General features: G+C 64.5%; 12 protein-coding genes. 6 read left to right on the top strand and 6 right to left on the bottom strand.

Features of this window, described 5'->3' with window-relative positions; genetic code table 11:
* Positions 1-421: 421 nt before the first annotated feature.
* Positions 422-1,786 carry a phosphoglucosamine mutase gene (gene glmM, locus P2T60_RS16415; protein WP_276280314.1) on the top strand — a complete coding sequence of 455 codons (1,365 nt, stop codon included), beginning with the start codon at positions 422-424 and terminating at the stop codon, positions 1,784-1,786.
* Positions 1,787-1,935: 149 nt separating this feature from the next.
* On the opposite strand, the gene P2T60_RS16410 is transcribed toward glmM, so the two are convergent.
* The 3 genes from P2T60_RS16410 to hisI all read right to left on the bottom strand — a co-directional run bounded on the left by P2T60_RS16410 (position 1,936) and on the right by hisI (position 4,470).
* A complete protein-coding gene (locus P2T60_RS16410; RefSeq protein ID WP_276280313.1) occupies positions 1,936-2,757 on the bottom strand; it encodes a hypothetical protein in 822 nt (273 codons plus the stop codon).
* 137 nt (positions 2,758-2,894) lie between these two features.
* A complete protein-coding gene (locus P2T60_RS16405) occupies positions 2,895-4,043 on the bottom strand; it encodes a DUF7118 family protein (RefSeq protein WP_276280312.1) in 1,149 nt (382 codons plus the stop codon).
* Position 4,044: 1 nt separating this feature from the next.
* A complete protein-coding gene (gene hisI / locus P2T60_RS16400; RefSeq protein ID WP_276280311.1) occupies positions 4,045-4,470 on the bottom strand; it encodes a phosphoribosyl-AMP cyclohydrolase in 426 nt (141 codons plus the stop codon).
* A 138-nt stretch (positions 4,471-4,608) separates the two neighbouring features.
* Between hisI and P2T60_RS16395 the strand changes: the two genes are divergently transcribed.
* The 3 genes from P2T60_RS16395 to P2T60_RS16385 all read left to right on the top strand — a co-directional run bounded on the left by P2T60_RS16395 (position 4,609) and on the right by P2T60_RS16385 (position 7,970).
* Positions 4,609-5,970, top strand: a complete 1,362-nt coding sequence (locus tag P2T60_RS16395) for a PQQ-dependent sugar dehydrogenase (RefSeq protein ID WP_276280310.1) — start codon at positions 4,609-4,611, stop codon at positions 5,968-5,970.
* 95 nt (positions 5,971-6,065) lie between these two features.
* On the top strand, positions 6,066-6,698 hold the full coding sequence (locus P2T60_RS16390) for an IMPACT family protein (RefSeq protein ID WP_276280309.1): 633 nt from the start codon (positions 6,066-6,068) through the stop codon (positions 6,696-6,698).
* Positions 6,699-7,082: 384 nt separating this feature from the next.
* Positions 7,083-7,970, top strand: coding sequence for an HVO_0234 family beta-propeller protein (locus P2T60_RS16385; protein ID WP_276280308.1), 888 nt, complete (start codon positions 7,083-7,085; stop codon positions 7,968-7,970).
* Positions 7,971-8,080: 110 nt separating this feature from the next.
* Here the strand turns inward: P2T60_RS16385 and P2T60_RS16380 are convergent, their stop codons facing one another.
* Positions 8,081-8,878: an aryl-sulfate sulfotransferase gene (locus tag P2T60_RS16380; protein ID WP_276280307.1), complete on the bottom strand. Its 798-nt coding sequence runs from the start codon at positions 8,876-8,878 to the stop codon at positions 8,081-8,083.
* Between the two features lie 383 nt (positions 8,879-9,261).
* Here P2T60_RS16380 and P2T60_RS16375 point away from each other — a divergent pair, with 383 nt between their 5' ends.
* Positions 9,262-10,119, top strand: a complete 858-nt coding sequence (locus P2T60_RS16375) for a ribose-phosphate diphosphokinase (protein ID WP_276280306.1) — start codon at positions 9,262-9,264, stop codon at positions 10,117-10,119.
* Between the two features lie 29 nt (positions 10,120-10,148).
* Here the strand turns inward: P2T60_RS16375 and P2T60_RS16370 are convergent, their stop codons facing one another.
* Both P2T60_RS16370 and ileS read right to left on the bottom strand, forming a co-directional pair.
* Positions 10,149-11,135, bottom strand: a complete 987-nt coding sequence (locus P2T60_RS16370) for a DUF6414 family protein (protein WP_276280305.1) — start codon at positions 11,133-11,135, stop codon at positions 10,149-10,151.
* Positions 11,136-11,186: 51 nt separating this feature from the next.
* The gene (gene ileS, locus P2T60_RS16365; protein WP_276280304.1) at positions 11,187-14,393 is read right to left on the bottom strand and encodes an isoleucine--tRNA ligase; all 3,207 of its coding nucleotides are present in this window, start codon (positions 14,391-14,393) and stop codon (positions 11,187-11,189) included.
* Positions 14,394-14,922: 529 nt separating this feature from the next.
* Between ileS and P2T60_RS16360 the strand changes: the two genes are divergently transcribed.
* On the top strand, positions 14,923-15,354 hold the full coding sequence (locus P2T60_RS16360) for an HIT family protein (RefSeq protein WP_276280303.1): 432 nt from the start codon (positions 14,923-14,925) through the stop codon (positions 15,352-15,354).
* Positions 15,355-15,360: the final 6 nt, after the last annotated feature.

Below are 15,360 nucleotides of genomic sequence, written 5' to 3'. Positions count from 1 at the left end.
CCTTGTACGTCTCTCAGACTCTTCTACAATCTTTAAAGACAGTTTTTCGATTGTTTTACGAATGTATTTCGTTGTCACCGACGGATAGCTGTCGCGGTCACCGGTGACAGAACACCGCGACGACCCCGACAGCGAGAAGCGAACGGCAGGCTTGAACCGACGAAGACCGCACTGCACAGCACCGCACGACACCGCGCCCCGTTCCTCCCCGCCGCGTTCGCGCGGTTCCGCGCGAACGCGGCGCGTCCCATGGTCTGTGACGCCGAGCGGAGTCCGTGGACCGAGACCCCCTGCGCGCAACCTCGTGGTCAGTGTCACCGAACGCAATCGACTCTCGTCCGCGACTCGTGACCGACTCGCTCCGGCCCTCACCGCGTCGCGCTTCGGAATAACTTTTGCCCGCGGGTACTGACTCGGGGACATGAAAGTGTTCGGGTCGAGTGGCACTCGCGGGGTCGCCAACGAGGAGTTGACCCCCGAGTTCGCACTCAAAGTCGCCGAGGCCGCGGGGACGGTGTGGCGGGCCGACCGAGTAGCGGTCGCCCGGGACACCCGCGCGACCGGAAAGATGCTCGCCGACGCCGCCGCCAGCGGACTCGCCAGCGTCGGCGCGGACGTGGACCGACTCGGAATCGTCCCCACGCCGGGCGCGCAGGCGTACGCCGAGCGAGAGGGCACCCCGGTCGTGATGATTACCGCCTCGCACAACCCGCCGGAGTACAACGGCGTCAAGCTAATCGGCGACGACGGGGTGGAACTCGCCGTCGAGCAACTGGAGCGCATCGAACAGAAGTTCCTCGCCGAGAAGTTCGAGTCGGTACGCTGGAGCGAGACCGGAGAGACCCGCCGCGTCGAGGGCGCGCGCCGGGCGTACGTCGAGGGACTGCTCGACGCCGTGGACCGCGAGACTATCTCGGACGCCGACCTCACCGTCGCGCTGGACCCCGGCCACGGCGCGGGGTCGCTCACCAGCCCCGAGTTCTTCCGAAAACTCGGCTGTCGCGTCGTCACCGCCAACAGCCAACCCGACGGCCACTTCCCCGGACGGAACCCCGAACCCGTCCCGCAGAACCTCGGCGACTTGGGCCGACTCGTAGAGGCCAGCGACGCCGACGTTGGCATCGCCCACGACGGCGACGCCGACCGAGCCATCTTCTACGACGAGAACGGCGAGTACGTCGAGGGAGACGCCACGCTCGCGGCGCTGGCGGCCGCCCAACTCGAACCCGGCGACTCGGTGGTCTCGGCGGTCAACGTCTCCCAGCGACTCGTGGACGTGGCCGACGACCGGGACGCCTACCTCGAACTCACGCCCATCGGTTCGACCAACATCATCACCCGCATCCGGGAGCTACAGGCCCAAGACAAGTCCGTGCCGGTCGCGGGCGAGGGCAACGGCGGCATCTTCTTCCCCGACTACCGCCTCTCGCGCGACGGCGCGTACACCGCCGCGAAGTTCCTCGAACTGCTCGCGGACCGCCCGGCCAGCGAAGTCGTCGCGCCCTACGACGGCTACCACAACGTCCGCATCAACATCGAGTACGACGACGACGCCGAGCGCGAGGCCCTGTTAGCCGCCGCAGAGCGCGAGGCCGACGAGTCGTCTGCCGACACCACGACCCTCGACGGCTATCGCATCGACTACGGCGATGCGTGGGTGCTGGCCCGACCGAGCGGCACCGAACCGATGGTCCGAATCTACGCCGAGGCCCGCGAGGAGGCCCGCGCCGAGGAGTTGGCCGAGGAGATGGAAGGCCAACTGCGGGCGGCGAAGGCGGAAGTGTAGTCAGATAGCGTTCGAAATAGACGTAACCTTTTAGACGTTTAGTCCGCAATTCACACGTGAGGAAGCGGAACAGACCCTTGCAAACCGCGGGGTGTGTTCCGGTGAGGGGCGCGAGGTAATGGCTCACGCCCCGATGACTTCCGTTCTACCTACGCGAGTTCGGTTAGATACTGCTTTAGCGTTTCAGATTCGAGTCGGGTTTCGACGACCCTCTCGAACCGTCTACCGGACGAAAACCCACTCTTTGGTGGTCGCCGCCCTTCTATCCACGCTATCACCCGTGACTGTTCGGTAGCCGTTTGCTTGGCCCCCGACGTTCGAAGCCAGTACAGCGGTGCTGGTTGAACGTCCTCGCACGTCCAGTCGGAACTCACCCAAATGACTTGTTTCGGTAGCTGTCGAATGCCTATCTCGCCGTCGGCGAGCGTCTTCCGGACGTACCCCGCGATGTAATCTGCGGTAGTCACTTCTGGATACGTCAAGTCCGCGTCTGGAAGTGACGAGACGTAGACCGAACAGATGGCAGACTGAAACGACGCGTTGAACTGGGCACTCGCTTTTTTACGGAGATAGAACTGGTTATCACCGTACGTTTCCGCGTTTCCGTCGTGGAGAAGCACCGCGTCACCCTCGAAGTCGGGCATCCGGTCGTCGTGGGGTGTCGTCAATGCCTTGCTACTCACGGTGCAGGCAATCGCCGCACGCTTGGGGACATTGTAGGCTTCCCAACCGACGGCGGCACACCACGTTACTGGAGTCGAATCGAGCGAAGCGACGAGACGTTTCACGCGCCTGTCCTGAGTCGCTTTGGCCCTATCGGCGACGGACAACGAGTTGGACTTGTTCCTCCACGGGTTCAGACCCGCGTCGATTAGATGCTCGGCGAGTTGCTCTCCGTAACTTCGCGGACACTGAACCGCACAGATAACGAACGGTCCTCCGTTTCCGTCGGGATTTCCGGACTCGTCCACGCCGACTACGTGGTCAAGCCGTTTTCGTTCCCCGGAGTCGTCCCTTACCTGAACAGACCGTAACCCCATTTAAAATGCAATAGCTAATATACGTATTTAAGACCGTCTCTTTCGTCGGTCGTTTATTCGAGGTCTGACTACCGCTCGGGATACTCTTCTCGCACGTCTTCCAACCGCTCTTTCTGCTCGCGCAGGTCGGCCAACTCCGCGGCCACCTCGCCGCTGGCCACTCGCTCTCGCTCGGCGTCGGACAACTCCGCCTTCGCTTCGGCGGCGGTCCGCAGTCGCTCGAACCGCTCGGCGTCCCGGACGACCGCTTGCACGTCCCTCAGGTCGGCGACCACCGCTTCGGGGGCGAACCGCGCGACGACCGAGACCAACTCCTCGACGCGCCACCGCAACTCCGCGGCGGGTTCCGGCGGCCACGCCAGTTGCAGGGGGTCGGCGTCGAGTCGTTCGAGGTAGGTCTCGTTGGTCGCCACCGCGCGCTTCAGGGCGGCGGGGTCCTCGACGTAGTGGTCGAGTTTCGAGTTCGAGTAGCGGGCGTACTCCAGCAGGTCGCCAATCGTCTCGGTCCCGGCCTCGCGGGTCTCGACGTACTCCCGGAGGGTCTCGGGCGGGTCGCGGAACCCGACCAGCGAGTAGTCGTGGGTCGCGGCCACGAACGAAAGCACCTCGCGGGCGCCGGTCTCGGCCTTGAACTCGGCGAACGCCTCGCTCACGGCGTCGTTGTAGGTCTCGATGGGGTCCCGAATCTTCTCGATTGGCGCGTCGAGGTCTGCCTCCCCGAGTTCCACCAGTCGCTCGGCGTCGGCGATGTCCTCGCGGAGGTCCGCGATTGCGTGGCCGACTTCGCGCCGGACTTCCCGGTAGCGTTCGAGCGCGGCTCGTCGCTCGGCGAGCAGTCCGGCGACTTCGCCCGCGGGTTCGAGGTCGGCGCGGGCGCGCTCGAAGTCGTCCTCGCTGAGTCGGCGCTTGTCGAACCGGTCGTTGGCGGCCTCGAACGCGTCTCGCCCGGGCATCTCGTCGGGGAGGTCCTCGACCAGCGAGGCGAAGGCGTCCTGAAACTGGATGAAGTTCTTGAAGTTCTCGCGGCCGGTTCCGGTCGCCTGCCCCTCGTAGCGGTCGAGCAGGTCGGTCGCTCGGTCGTAGGCGTCGGCGACGGTTTCGACCGTCGCCTCGCCGTAGTCGGCGATGTCGGCGTCCACGTCGCGGTAGGCGGCGTCCGCGTCGGCGAGCGACGCTGACAGGTCCGACCGGGCCGCCGCAGTCTGTTGGTCGCTCATCTTACTCGTACACGTCGTCGGGGTCGAAGGCTTTCTCGCCGACGACTTCACCGTCGAGCGTCCGGTAGAAGCACGACTCGTACCCGGTGTGACACGCGCCGCCCTCCTGTTCGACGAGGTAGAGCAGGGAGTCGCCGTCGCAGTCGGCCCGGACCTCCCGGACGCGCTGGACGTGCCCGCTGGTCGCGCCCTTCTGCCAGAGTTCGTCTCTGCTCCGGGAGTAGTAGTGGGCCAGTCCCGTCTCGCGGGTCTGTTCGACGGCCTCGGGGGTGACGTACGCGAGCATCAACACGTCGTCGGTGTCGGCGTCCTGTGCAATCGCGGGGATGCGACCGCTCTCGCCGAAGTCGAGTTCGACGGCGAAGTCGGCGACTTCGCCGTCGGCACCCGCATCGGCGTCGGTCTCGGCGCTGTGGGCGTCGCTCATTGGAGGCAGTTCGGCGTTCCCGGCGATATGTTTTGTGTGTCGCGGGACGGCGGTGTTTCCCGACGAGGACCGACCCCGGTCCCGGCCGAACCTCCAGTCGAACCCAGTTATTTTCCGTTCGGCGTCTATGCAATCGGTATGCAACCGACTTCCAGCAGACGGCGCTTCCTCTCGGTCGCGGCCGTCGGCGCGGCGGCGGGTCTCGCCGGGTGTTCCGAGTCCGCCGACGAACCGGGCGGGCAGGCGACGACCGACTCGTCCGGAACCGAGACGGCAACTACGGGCGACCTCCCCGAATCGGTCGGACTCGAAACGCTGGCGACCGGGTTCGACGTTCCGCTGGACGTGGCGTTCGCGCCCGAGACCGACCGTCGCTACGTCGCCGACCAGCAGGGCCGGGTCTTCGTCCACGAGTCGGGTGGCCTGCGCGAGGAGCCGTTTCTGGACCTGCGCGATACCGTCACCGTCGGGAGCGAGACCGGACTGCTCGGCATCGCGCTCCATCCCGACTTCGCCGAGAATCGCCGGGCGTTCGTCCGGTACAGCGCCCCGCCGCGAGACGGAACGCCCGGCGGCTACAGCCACACCTTCGTCCTCGCGGAGTTCGAGGTCGGCGACGACGGCAGGCGGGCAAAGCGCGACTCCGAGCGGACGATTCTGGAAATCCCCGAACCGCAGGGCAACCACAACGCCGGGTCCGTCGTCTTCGGTCCCGACGGCTACCTCTACGTCGGCGTCGGCGACGGCGGGTCCGGCGGCGACCGAGGCGCGGGCCACGTCGAGGACTGGTACGACGCGGTTGGCGGGGGCAACGGACAGGACGTGACCGAGAACTTGCTCGGGAGCGTCCTCCGCATCGACGTGGACGGCGAGTCGTCGGGCGACCGCAACTACGCGATTCCCGACGACAATCCCTTCGCGGGCGACGGCGCGGGCCTGCCCGAACACTTCGCGTGGGGCTTTCGGAACCCGTGGCGGATGGCGTTCGACCGGGGGCGACTCCTCGTCGCCGACGTGGGCCAGAGCGGGTACGAGGAAGTGAGTCTGGTCGAGAGGGGCGGCAACTACGGATGGAACGTCAGGGAAGGCACCCACTGCTACTCGGCCGACGACTGCCCCGACCGAACCCCCGACGACGTTCGTGGCGGCGAGCGACTCCGCGACCCGGTAATCGAGTACCCACACTCCGGCGAGGGCGTCACCGGCGTCTCGGTCATCGGCGGGCAGGTCTACCGCGGGTCCGCGCTCCCGGACCTCTCGGGAACCTACCTCTTCGCGGACCTCGCGGCCCGCGGGCGACTGTTCGCCGCGATGCCTTCCGGCGGCGACGGCGGCGGTGACGGGGGTCTCTGGACGACCCGCGTCGTGGACGCGGCCGACGACGACGCCGGGAAGGTCGGGCGGGTCTACTCGTTCGGCCGGGACGCCGACGGCGAAATCTACGTCCTCGCCAGCGGCGACGACGGCGGCGGACTCCACCGGGTCGTCCCCGCGGAGTGAGGTCCGGCGCGCGGGTCGGTCCGCGGGTCGTCCAAAGGCCGACCCGCGGACCGACGGAAGGAAGGCCGAGGGGGACGAATCCGGCGACGAGACGAATGGGCGAGGACACCTTCCGAACGGTCGGCGGTCGGGGCCGGGCCGCCTTCGAGGTCCGTGGCTCGGAGTTCGTCGGCCACGCCGCGCCCGCGGCCGACCGCGAAGACGCCGAGGCGTTCGTGGCCGAGATTCGCGCGGAGTACGACGACGCGACCCACAACGTGCCCGCCTACCGGGTCCGGGAGTCGGGCGGCACGGGGTCGGGCGGCGGGATGCTCCGGGAGTACGGCGACGACGACGGCGAACCCTCCGGGTCGGCGGGCAAACCGGCGCTCAACGTCCTCCAGCAGGAGGGCGTCGAGAACGTCGTGGCGGTCGTGACCCGGTACTACGGCGGGACCAACCTCGGGGTCGGCGGACTCGCGCGGTCGTACTCCCGCGGGGTCAAGGAGGCAATCGAGGACGCCGGAGTCGTGGAAGAACGCCCCCACGAACGGTTCTCGGTCGCGGTCGAGTACGACGACTCGGGGACGGTACGCGGGATTTTAGAGAGCGCGAGCGCGGAGTTCGAGGCCGCCTACGAGGAGAACGTCGCCTTCGAGGTCCGGGTGCCGGTCGAGGACGCCGAGGGACTCAGGGACCGCATCCGAAGCGCGACCAGCGGCCGGGCCGACATCGACGGCGAGGCGTGAGGACGCCCGAGAAACCCGACGCGGACCGCGGTTTCGGGGATTGGCACGACCCGCGGGACTGCGCACTCCGCAACTGGCACGGGGTGCGCTCGGCGTCACTGACCACGGGGTGCGCTCGGTGTCACAGACCACGGGACGCGCCGCGTTCGCGCGGTTCCGCGCGAACGCGGCGGGGAGGAACGGGGCGCGGTGCGGTGTGGTCGCGGTGCGGTGCAGTGGCGGTGCTGTGCGGTCTTCATCGGTTCAAGCCTGTAGCTAGCTATCGCTTCTCCTCCCCCTGCAAATCGGAACGTCGAACCTCACTCACTCCGATGACCGTCGAACCCCACTATTCCGAACGTCCCAATCCGAACGTTTTCACTCCCCGGCGACCCTCGTTGAGACATGGGCATCAGCATCGACGAGAAGCGGGTCTACGACGCCAGCGAGGGACCGACGCCGGTGTACGTCGTCGGCGAGTTCGGCGTGGCCCGCGTGGACACCTCAGACGACCTCGTGGGCGAGTTCGGACTGGCCCGCCAGTGTTCGGCCCGCGACGCCGCGGGAGCGGACGGCCGCCTCGTGGTGGCGACCGACGAGGACGTGCTGGTCGGGGTCTTCGGCGGCCAGAGCAACCCAAACGATTCTAAGACAAACGGAAACAATTCCGAAGGAAAGGAAAACGTTTCCGAAGCGGGCGAAGACCCCGCCTTCGAAGCACTCGGCGTCGGCCCGTCCGTGGCGGTCGGATTCGCCCGTTCCGGGCGAATCCTCGCGGCGCGCGAGGACGGGACGGTCGTCAGAGGGGCGGACGGCGACTGGACCGAACTCGGCGAGATTGACGACGTGCGGGCCATCGACGGCGACTTCCTCGTCGCGGCATCGGGCGTCTACCGGGCCACGGCCGACGGTCTCCGGCACGTCGGCCTCGAAGACGCCCGCGACGTGTCGGCGGCGGGGGTTCCGCTGGCGGCGACCGGCGACGGACTCTACCGACTCGCCAACGGGTGGGTAGACGAACTCGACGGCGACTTCGGCGCAGTCAGCGCCGAAGTCGCCAACTCCGGAACGCTCGGCCGGGCGCACGCCGCGAGCGACGAGGGCCTGTTCGCACGCGAAGGCGAGGCGTGGACCGAAGTCGCGTTACCCGTCGAAGAGCGGGTGGTCGCGCTGGACGACGGCGAGGGAACCTACGCCGTCACCGAGAACGGGACCTTCCTGCTGTCGGTCGGCGACGGGTGGAATCACCAGATTCTCGGACTGCGCGGCGTGCGAGCGGTCGCCGCGCCGTAGCAGGTGAAAGCAGTCGAGCGAGAGAGCAGTCGGGCGAGATTCGGGGGCGGTCAGTGCCGAGCGATTGGCAACTGAATCCGGAAGGCCGACCAGTAGAACTCGGCGACGAACTAGACGAGCGCAGTCGCCACCGACCCAGCCAGCGCCGCGAGTTCCACGAATCCGACCCAACTCGGCAGGACGTAGATGAGTCCGTTGACGACGATACCCGGAATCAGGTTCTTGACGGTGAGAATCGCCGAGGCGACGAACGACCCGTTCTTGCCACCGAACTCGGCGCTGGCGGCCGCCGGGCCGCCCTCCGAGGCCGGGATGTAGTCGGGGTTGTGATGTTCGTAGAGGACGCTGTGGTCGTCGTCCGCGCCGAGCGTCCAGTTTTCGAGCATCCCCTTCCGGCGGTCGAGAAACACCACTTGGTCCTGATTCCGGGGACCGACCATGAATCGGCCGTCGGGAAGAGCTTCCACGTCGTTGACGTGCGTCCAGTCTTTGGGCCACGCGCCGCCGCTCGACAGGTCGAACTCCTGTTTCGCCCGCCACGCCCACTCGACGCGACCGTTGGAAACGTTCAGGACGAACACGCGGTCAAGGTAGATGTCGGCGACGACAAAGTGCGTCTCGTTGATGCGGTCAACGGCGTGCCAGCGACTCGACGAGACGCGAGGCGTCACCGTCCGGTAGAACGTCTCGGTGTGTCCCGTCGTGAGATTCGAACGCTGGAGGGCGATTTCCGTACACTTGCGCGTCTGATAGCAGTCCTCGCTCGGAAGTTCCTTGTGCGCGACGTACGTGACCGTCGATTCCCCGCGCGGACTCGGGTCCACGTCGAGATACCCCTCGTACGTGTCGTTGTAGTGGAGTACGGTCCCGTTCGGCGCGAACGCGATGAGTTCCGCTTGCGCGCGCACCGCTCTGGCCCCATCCGTCCGACCCGACGACAGTGACGTTATCTCGGGGGGCCACCACCTGCGGCTTGTCACCGGGGGCGTCCCGACTGGCCGCCTCGTAGCGCGTCGTCTGGTCTCGGACTTCGGACGTGACGAGTCCGCTCGAAACGACCGCCAACTGAACCACCAGAAAGAGTATCAGTATCGCACGAACCGTTCGTCGTCCGCGGATATTCATACGGTATTTAATATATAGTTTGAGTAATTTGTGAATGTGTGTAGCTGTAGTAACGAATCCACCCCAGAACAGGAGTCGGCGTCTCCGAGTCCGAGACGACCCGCGACGACCGAACACCGACCGCGGATTGAAAACCGATTTACCCGCCGACGTACACCCCTCGCACATGATTATCAGCGGGTCAGCCTCGCAGGTTCTGGCGGCCGAACTCGCGGCCGAGATAGACGAACCACTCGCAAGCGTCGAGTACGAGCGATTCCCCGACGGTGAACTGCTGGCGGCCGCGCCCGGATTCGCCGAGACCGACGACGACCGGGCCGTCGTCGTCGCTTCGACCGTCTCGTCGGACGCCCACGTCGAACTCCTCCAGTTGCAGGACGCCGCCCGCGAGTGGGGTGCCCGAGAAGTCGTGACCGTCCTGCCGTATATGGGCTACGCCCGACAGGACGAGGCGTTCGACGCGGGCCACCCCGTCTCGGCCCGCGCAGTCGCCCGCGCAATCTCGTCGGGCACCGACCGCGTGCTGACGGTCAACCCCCACGAAACGGCCGTCTGCGACTTCTTCGAGGTCCCCGCCGAACCCGTAGACGCCGCGGGCCGACTCGCCGACCCGCTCCCCGCCGACCTCCAGAATCCCGTCTTCCTCTCGCCCGACGAGGGCGCGCTGGACATCGCCGCGACGGTCCGGGACGCCTACGGGTCGGGCGAGACCGACTACTTCGAGAAGAAGCGACTCTCGGGCACCGAAGTCGAACTCACCCCGAGCGACACCGACGTTTCGGGCCGCGACGTGATTGTGACCGACGACATCATCGCCACCGGGTCCACGATGTCGGGCGCGGTCGAGATTCTGAACGAGAAGGGCGCGAGTCGCGTGTTCGTGACCTGCGTCCACCCGATGCTGGCCGCCGACGCCGTGACGAAACTCTCGCAGGCGGGCGTCGAGGCGATTTACGGGACCGACACCATCGAGCGTCCGATGAGCGAGGTGTCGGTCGCGTCGGTGATTGCAGACAAGTTGTAATTCTTTTTCAATCTTCTCTCCGCTTCCCTCTACCTATAGATTGAAATAGGCGAGACTGAGACCTTAGGATATTCTACATTCAAGCCAAACTCTGAACCTAAATCATTAGCAACGTGTAGTAACTCACCGAACTCGAAATCATCATTTTCCTGATTTATTTCTTCAGCAGTAGGGTCTTCGTTAGGTTCAGTGGTAATACTCTCAACTCGTGCAAGCATCGTACAGTTGGGGACTTCTTGTGATTGGTGTTTAGAAATCAACTCCACGGGACTAGTTTCCAATTTATCCCGTTTTATTGTGGCCCAGAACCCGAAATCATTGCCTGTATTTGCGAGATCAAGTTCCGTAATTATCATGTCACGGTACTCATCAGGGAGAACAGCCTCAAGTGTCTCAAAAAGGGGTTTTAATGACCTGAATTCAGTAAATTCCAACTGGCTTATTTCGCTCATATCTATATCCTCCGCACTCATACCAGAGAGTTGATTACGGATGGTCTCCGTTTGGAACTCCTCAAGTAGATCAATTGCGTCGAAAAAGCCGTCCATCAAATCAACACTTGTCTGAAAGTCCATGAGGTTGACATCCCCAGATACTCGAATAATATCGCCTTCATTTACCGTATTCCGGAACCGGCTAGGTAAAGCAGATGCACCTCCAACTTCGCTAGACATAGAATCCACATCATGGAACCAATCTCCTTCTGCTTGTTCTAACCAATCTTCGAGGAGATTATAATAATAGTGATGTAGTGCCTTTGTTTCTTGCGAGCGAGAGCCCTGTGCAAAACTACCACTCACTTCAGCACCAGTCTCCGCACTTGGCCCAATTGAACCGAAAATATGTGCTTTGATACTTCCATAAATAGATGCGGCAACTTCCTCACTTTCCTCTTTTTCTTCAACTTGCTCCTTTATATACCCTTGATCGATGCGGGAGGATATCGATTTTACTCGATTCATATCCAAATAAACGAAACCGGGTACTCGTTTCTCTATTTCGGTGGAATTGCTCACATCAACAACAATTAACCGAACGGATATAAAATGAACGGTGGGGCTAAGGCCCTACGCCTCTACTTCCGCCAGCGGAACGACCGCAATCTCCATCGTGACGCCTTCGACTTCCCACTCCTTACGGTGGCCGTCCTCGACTTCACCAACCTCGTCTGCGCGGACTTCCTCTTTCACGAGGTCCATGCGCTCGGACACGAGGTCTGCCACTCGGTCGTCGGCCACGTCGAGTTCGAGGCGGACGCGCTCCTCGATGTCTAAGTCCATCTCCTTGCGCATCTCTTGGACCCGGCGGATGACCTCTCGGGCGTAGCCCTCGCTCTCGATGTCCGCGGTGAGTTCGGTGTCCACGTAGACGACCCCGCGCTGGTCGCCGTCGGTGTCGAACCCGACGCCCGTGACGCCCTCGGGCGTCTGGGTGACGAACTCGACCATCTCGTCGGTGAGGTCCACGTCCATGCCGGTCGATTCCTCGACGGCGGTTTCGAGCGCCGCGAGCGTGGGTTTCTCGACGCGAGCGTCGTTGAGCGCCTGCATGACTCGCCCGGCGTCGTCGCCGAACTCGGGACCGAGGACGCTCATGTCGGCCTCGGCGGAGTAGTGGAGTTCGCCCCAGTCCTCGCCGGGAGCGACGAGTTCGATTTCGCGGGCGTTTAGTCGGTCGGCCAGCAGGTCGCGGTGGCGCTCGACCGCTTCGACCGTTCGCTCGCCGTCGGCAGTGACCACGATGCGCGTGACCGGCCAGCGGAGTTTGCGCTCGGCCTGCTGGCGGGCGTTCGACCCCGCTTCCTCGATGGCGCGCAGGAGCGTCACGTCGGTTTCGAGTTGGGCGTCCTGCCAGTACTCGTCGACCTCGGGCCAGTCGAGCATGTGAACCGTGTCGTAGCCCTCGTCGCCGGTGAGCGTGCCGTAGATGGTCTCGGTGACGAAGGGCGCGTAGGGCGCGAGCAGGGCGACCACCGTGGTCAGCACCTCGTAGAAGGTGGCGTAGGCCGCCAACTTCGAGGCGCTGTCTTCCTCTTCCCACATGCGCTCGCGGACGACCTGAATGTAGAACCGCGACACGTCCTCGACCACGAAGTCGAGGAGCGCGTGGAGCGCCTTGTCCTGCCGGTAGTCCTCCCAGTGGTCGGACATCTCGCCGACGACCGACTGGAGGCACGCGAGGACCCACTCGTCCACGAGTTCGAGGTCCTCGTCCACGTCGTCCAGTGTCGTCTCGTCGGGGTCGAAACCGTCGAGACGCATGTACGGGAGCGGGAACCGGAACACGTTCCAGAGGATGTTGAGGTCCCGTTGCATCTCGGCGGTCTCGTCCCACGAGAAGCGCATGTCCTCGCCCTGCGGGTTGACCGACAGGAGGAACATCCGCATCGGGTCGGTGCCGTGCTTCTCGATGACTTCGTGGGGGTCCACGAAGATGCCCTTCGATTTGGACATGCCGCGGCCGTCGGGCATGTTGGCGTAGCCGTGCATCAGGACCTCTTCGTAGGGAATCTCGCCGACCGCGGCGGTCCCCATGCCGAGTTGCGACCAGAACCAACCGCGGGTCTGGTCGTGGGCCTCCATGATGAGGTCGGCGGGCCACAGTTCCTCGAAGTCGTCTCCCTTCTCGGGGTAGTCGAGGGTGCCCCACGAGGCGACCGAGGAGTCGAGCCACACGTCGAACACGTCGGGGACGCGGGTGTAGGTGGTGCCGTCCTCGGTGATGGTGAGGTCGTCCACCGTGCCCTTGTGGAGGTCAACTTCCTCGGGGTCCACGTCTTGGTCCACCTTCTCGGCGAGTTCCTCGCGGGTGCCGACGACGATGGCGTCGTCCATGTCGCCGGACCAGTCTTCCGGAGTCCAGATGGGGATGGGGATGCCCCAGTAGCGCTGGCGCGAGACGTTCCAGTCGGGCGCTTCCTCCACGAAGTCCCGGAAGCGGTTGTCCCGCGCCCAGTCGGGGTGCCACTCGCTGTCCTCGATGTTGTCGAGGAGGTCGTCTTTCACGTCGGTGATGGTGATGAACCACTGGTCGGTGACGATTTGGATGATGCCGGTGTCACACCGCCAGCAGTGGCCGTAACTGTGGGAAGTGGTGCCCGACGAGAGCATCAGGCCAGCGTCTTCGAGGTCCGCGATGATGTCGTCGTCGGCGTCCTTGACGTACTGTCCGGCGTATTTCCCGGCCGAGTCGTCGTACACGCCGTCGCCGCCGACCGGACAGAAGATGTCGAGACCGAGTTCGCGGCCGCGCTCGAAGTCCTCCTCACCGTGGCCGGGCGCGGAGTGGACGAGTCCGGTGCGGTCCACTTCCACGTAGTCGGCGGTGTAGACCTGTAGCGCGTCGTCGGCGCTGGCGTGGTCGGGGACCTCCTCGTGGAGGGGATGGTCGTACTCCCACCCGACCATCTCCTCGCCGGTGAACTCGCCTTCGACTTCGTAGTCGGAGTACCGGCCCTTCTTCAGGACTTCCTCGATGCATCCGTCGGCGAGGTAGAGGACTTCGCCGTCCTCCGGGCCGTCGTCTCGGTACGCTCGGACCTGCTTGTAGGTCACGTCGCCGTCCACCGCGACGAAGGTGTTGGCCGGGATGGTCCACGGGGTCGTGGTCCAGATGACGAGATAGCCTTCCCGGTCGCGCAGGGGGAACTTGACGTAGATGGAGGGGTCCTCCACGTCCTCGTACTCGACTTCGTTGTTGGCGATGGCGGTCTCACACCGCGGACACTGGGAGATGGACCGCTGGCCCTGCTCGACCAGTCCCTTCTGGTGGGCTTGCTCGAAGCCCCACCACGCCGCCTCCATGTACTCGGGGTTGACCGTCTTGTAGGGGTCGTCCCAGTCCATCCAGACGCCGAACGACTGAAAGTCCTCCTGAAGCCCCTCTAACTGCTCTTCGGCGTACTCCTTGCACTCCTCGATGAAGTTCTCCTCGCCGAACTCCTCGATGTCCTTCTTGTTCTCGAAGCCCAGACGCTCCTCGACGCGAGTCTCGATGGGCAGGCCGTGCATGTCGTAGCCCGGCCGGTCGGTCACGTCGTAGCCCTGCATCCGCAGATAGCGGACGTAGGCGTCCTTCAGCGTCTTGTTCCACGTCGTTCCCATGTGGGCCGCGCCGGAGGTGTACGGTGGGCCGTCCACGAAGAAGAACGTCTCCTCGTCGGCGCGATGCTCCTTGGTCTTTCGGTAGGCGTCAACGTCGTCCCAGTACGAGAACACCCGGTCTTCGACCGCTTCGGGTTCGTACTGGTCGTCTACCTCGTCGAACCTGCTCATATCTGTTCTGTTCTCCTACTGAGTTAAATTGGGTTCGGTTATGCAGTCGGGACTGTACGCGAGGACGCTCGACTGGCGCGCGCGAGCAACGCGCGCGAGGGACGAGGACCGCAACGAAGTGAGGACCGCAGGAGGTTGGGGAGGCGTGAGGTCAGTCGCGGTGCGGTTGCGGTTCGGTCCTGATTGGCGTCGGCAATCGACTGCAGTTCGGTGGCAGTTGTGGTGCAGTGGCGGTGCCGTGCAGTGGTGGTGCCGTACAATGGCGGTGCGGGACGGTCCGCAGTGCGGTGGCAGTCTGATTCGTTCGCGCCTCTCGCTCGCTCCATCTCTTTCCTACACTATCGTAGCAACTTCTACAATTTTCTTAGCAATCTTTTGCTTCTCTAAATAGCTATAGCTATTTCCAAGAACCATCTAAAAACACCTCTACATTCGTCGGTCCCGGTCACCGCCCGCCCGAAGAACGCTCCAGCGACGCCCGAAGCCTCAAACTTGATACGCCGCGCGGTCAAACACACCCATCACAGCCATGAGTCACGACGACTGCATCTTCTGTCAAATCGTGGATGGCGACATCCCGAGTCGGAAGGTCTTCGAGGACGACACCGCGATGGCGTTCCTCGACGCGAACCCCCTCGCGCCGGGCCACACGCTCGTCATCCCGAAAGACCACTACGAGACGCTCGAAGAGACCCCGGAGGACGTTGCGGCCCACGTCTTCGGCGCGCTCCACCGCCTCAACACCGCGGTCGAACACGCCGTAGACGCCGACGGAACCAACGTCGCGTTCAACAACGGCGAGGCCGCCGGACAGGAGGTGCCCCACGTCCACGGCCACATCATTCCGCGCTTCGACGGCGACGGCGGGAATCCCATCCACGCCGTGGCGGGCCAGCGCCCGGACCTGACCGACGAGGAACTGGACGACATCGCCGAGGAGATTCACACGCAACGCGACTGAGCGCGA

It is taken from the genome of Halorussus caseinilyticus (assembly GCF_029338395.1).
Taxonomy (GTDB): Archaea; Halobacteriota; Halobacteria; order Halobacteriales; family Haladaptataceae; genus Halorussus; species Halorussus caseinilyticus.
Note: the sequence above shows the minus strand (reverse complement) of the source record. Positions and strands in the feature narration are given on the sequence as shown.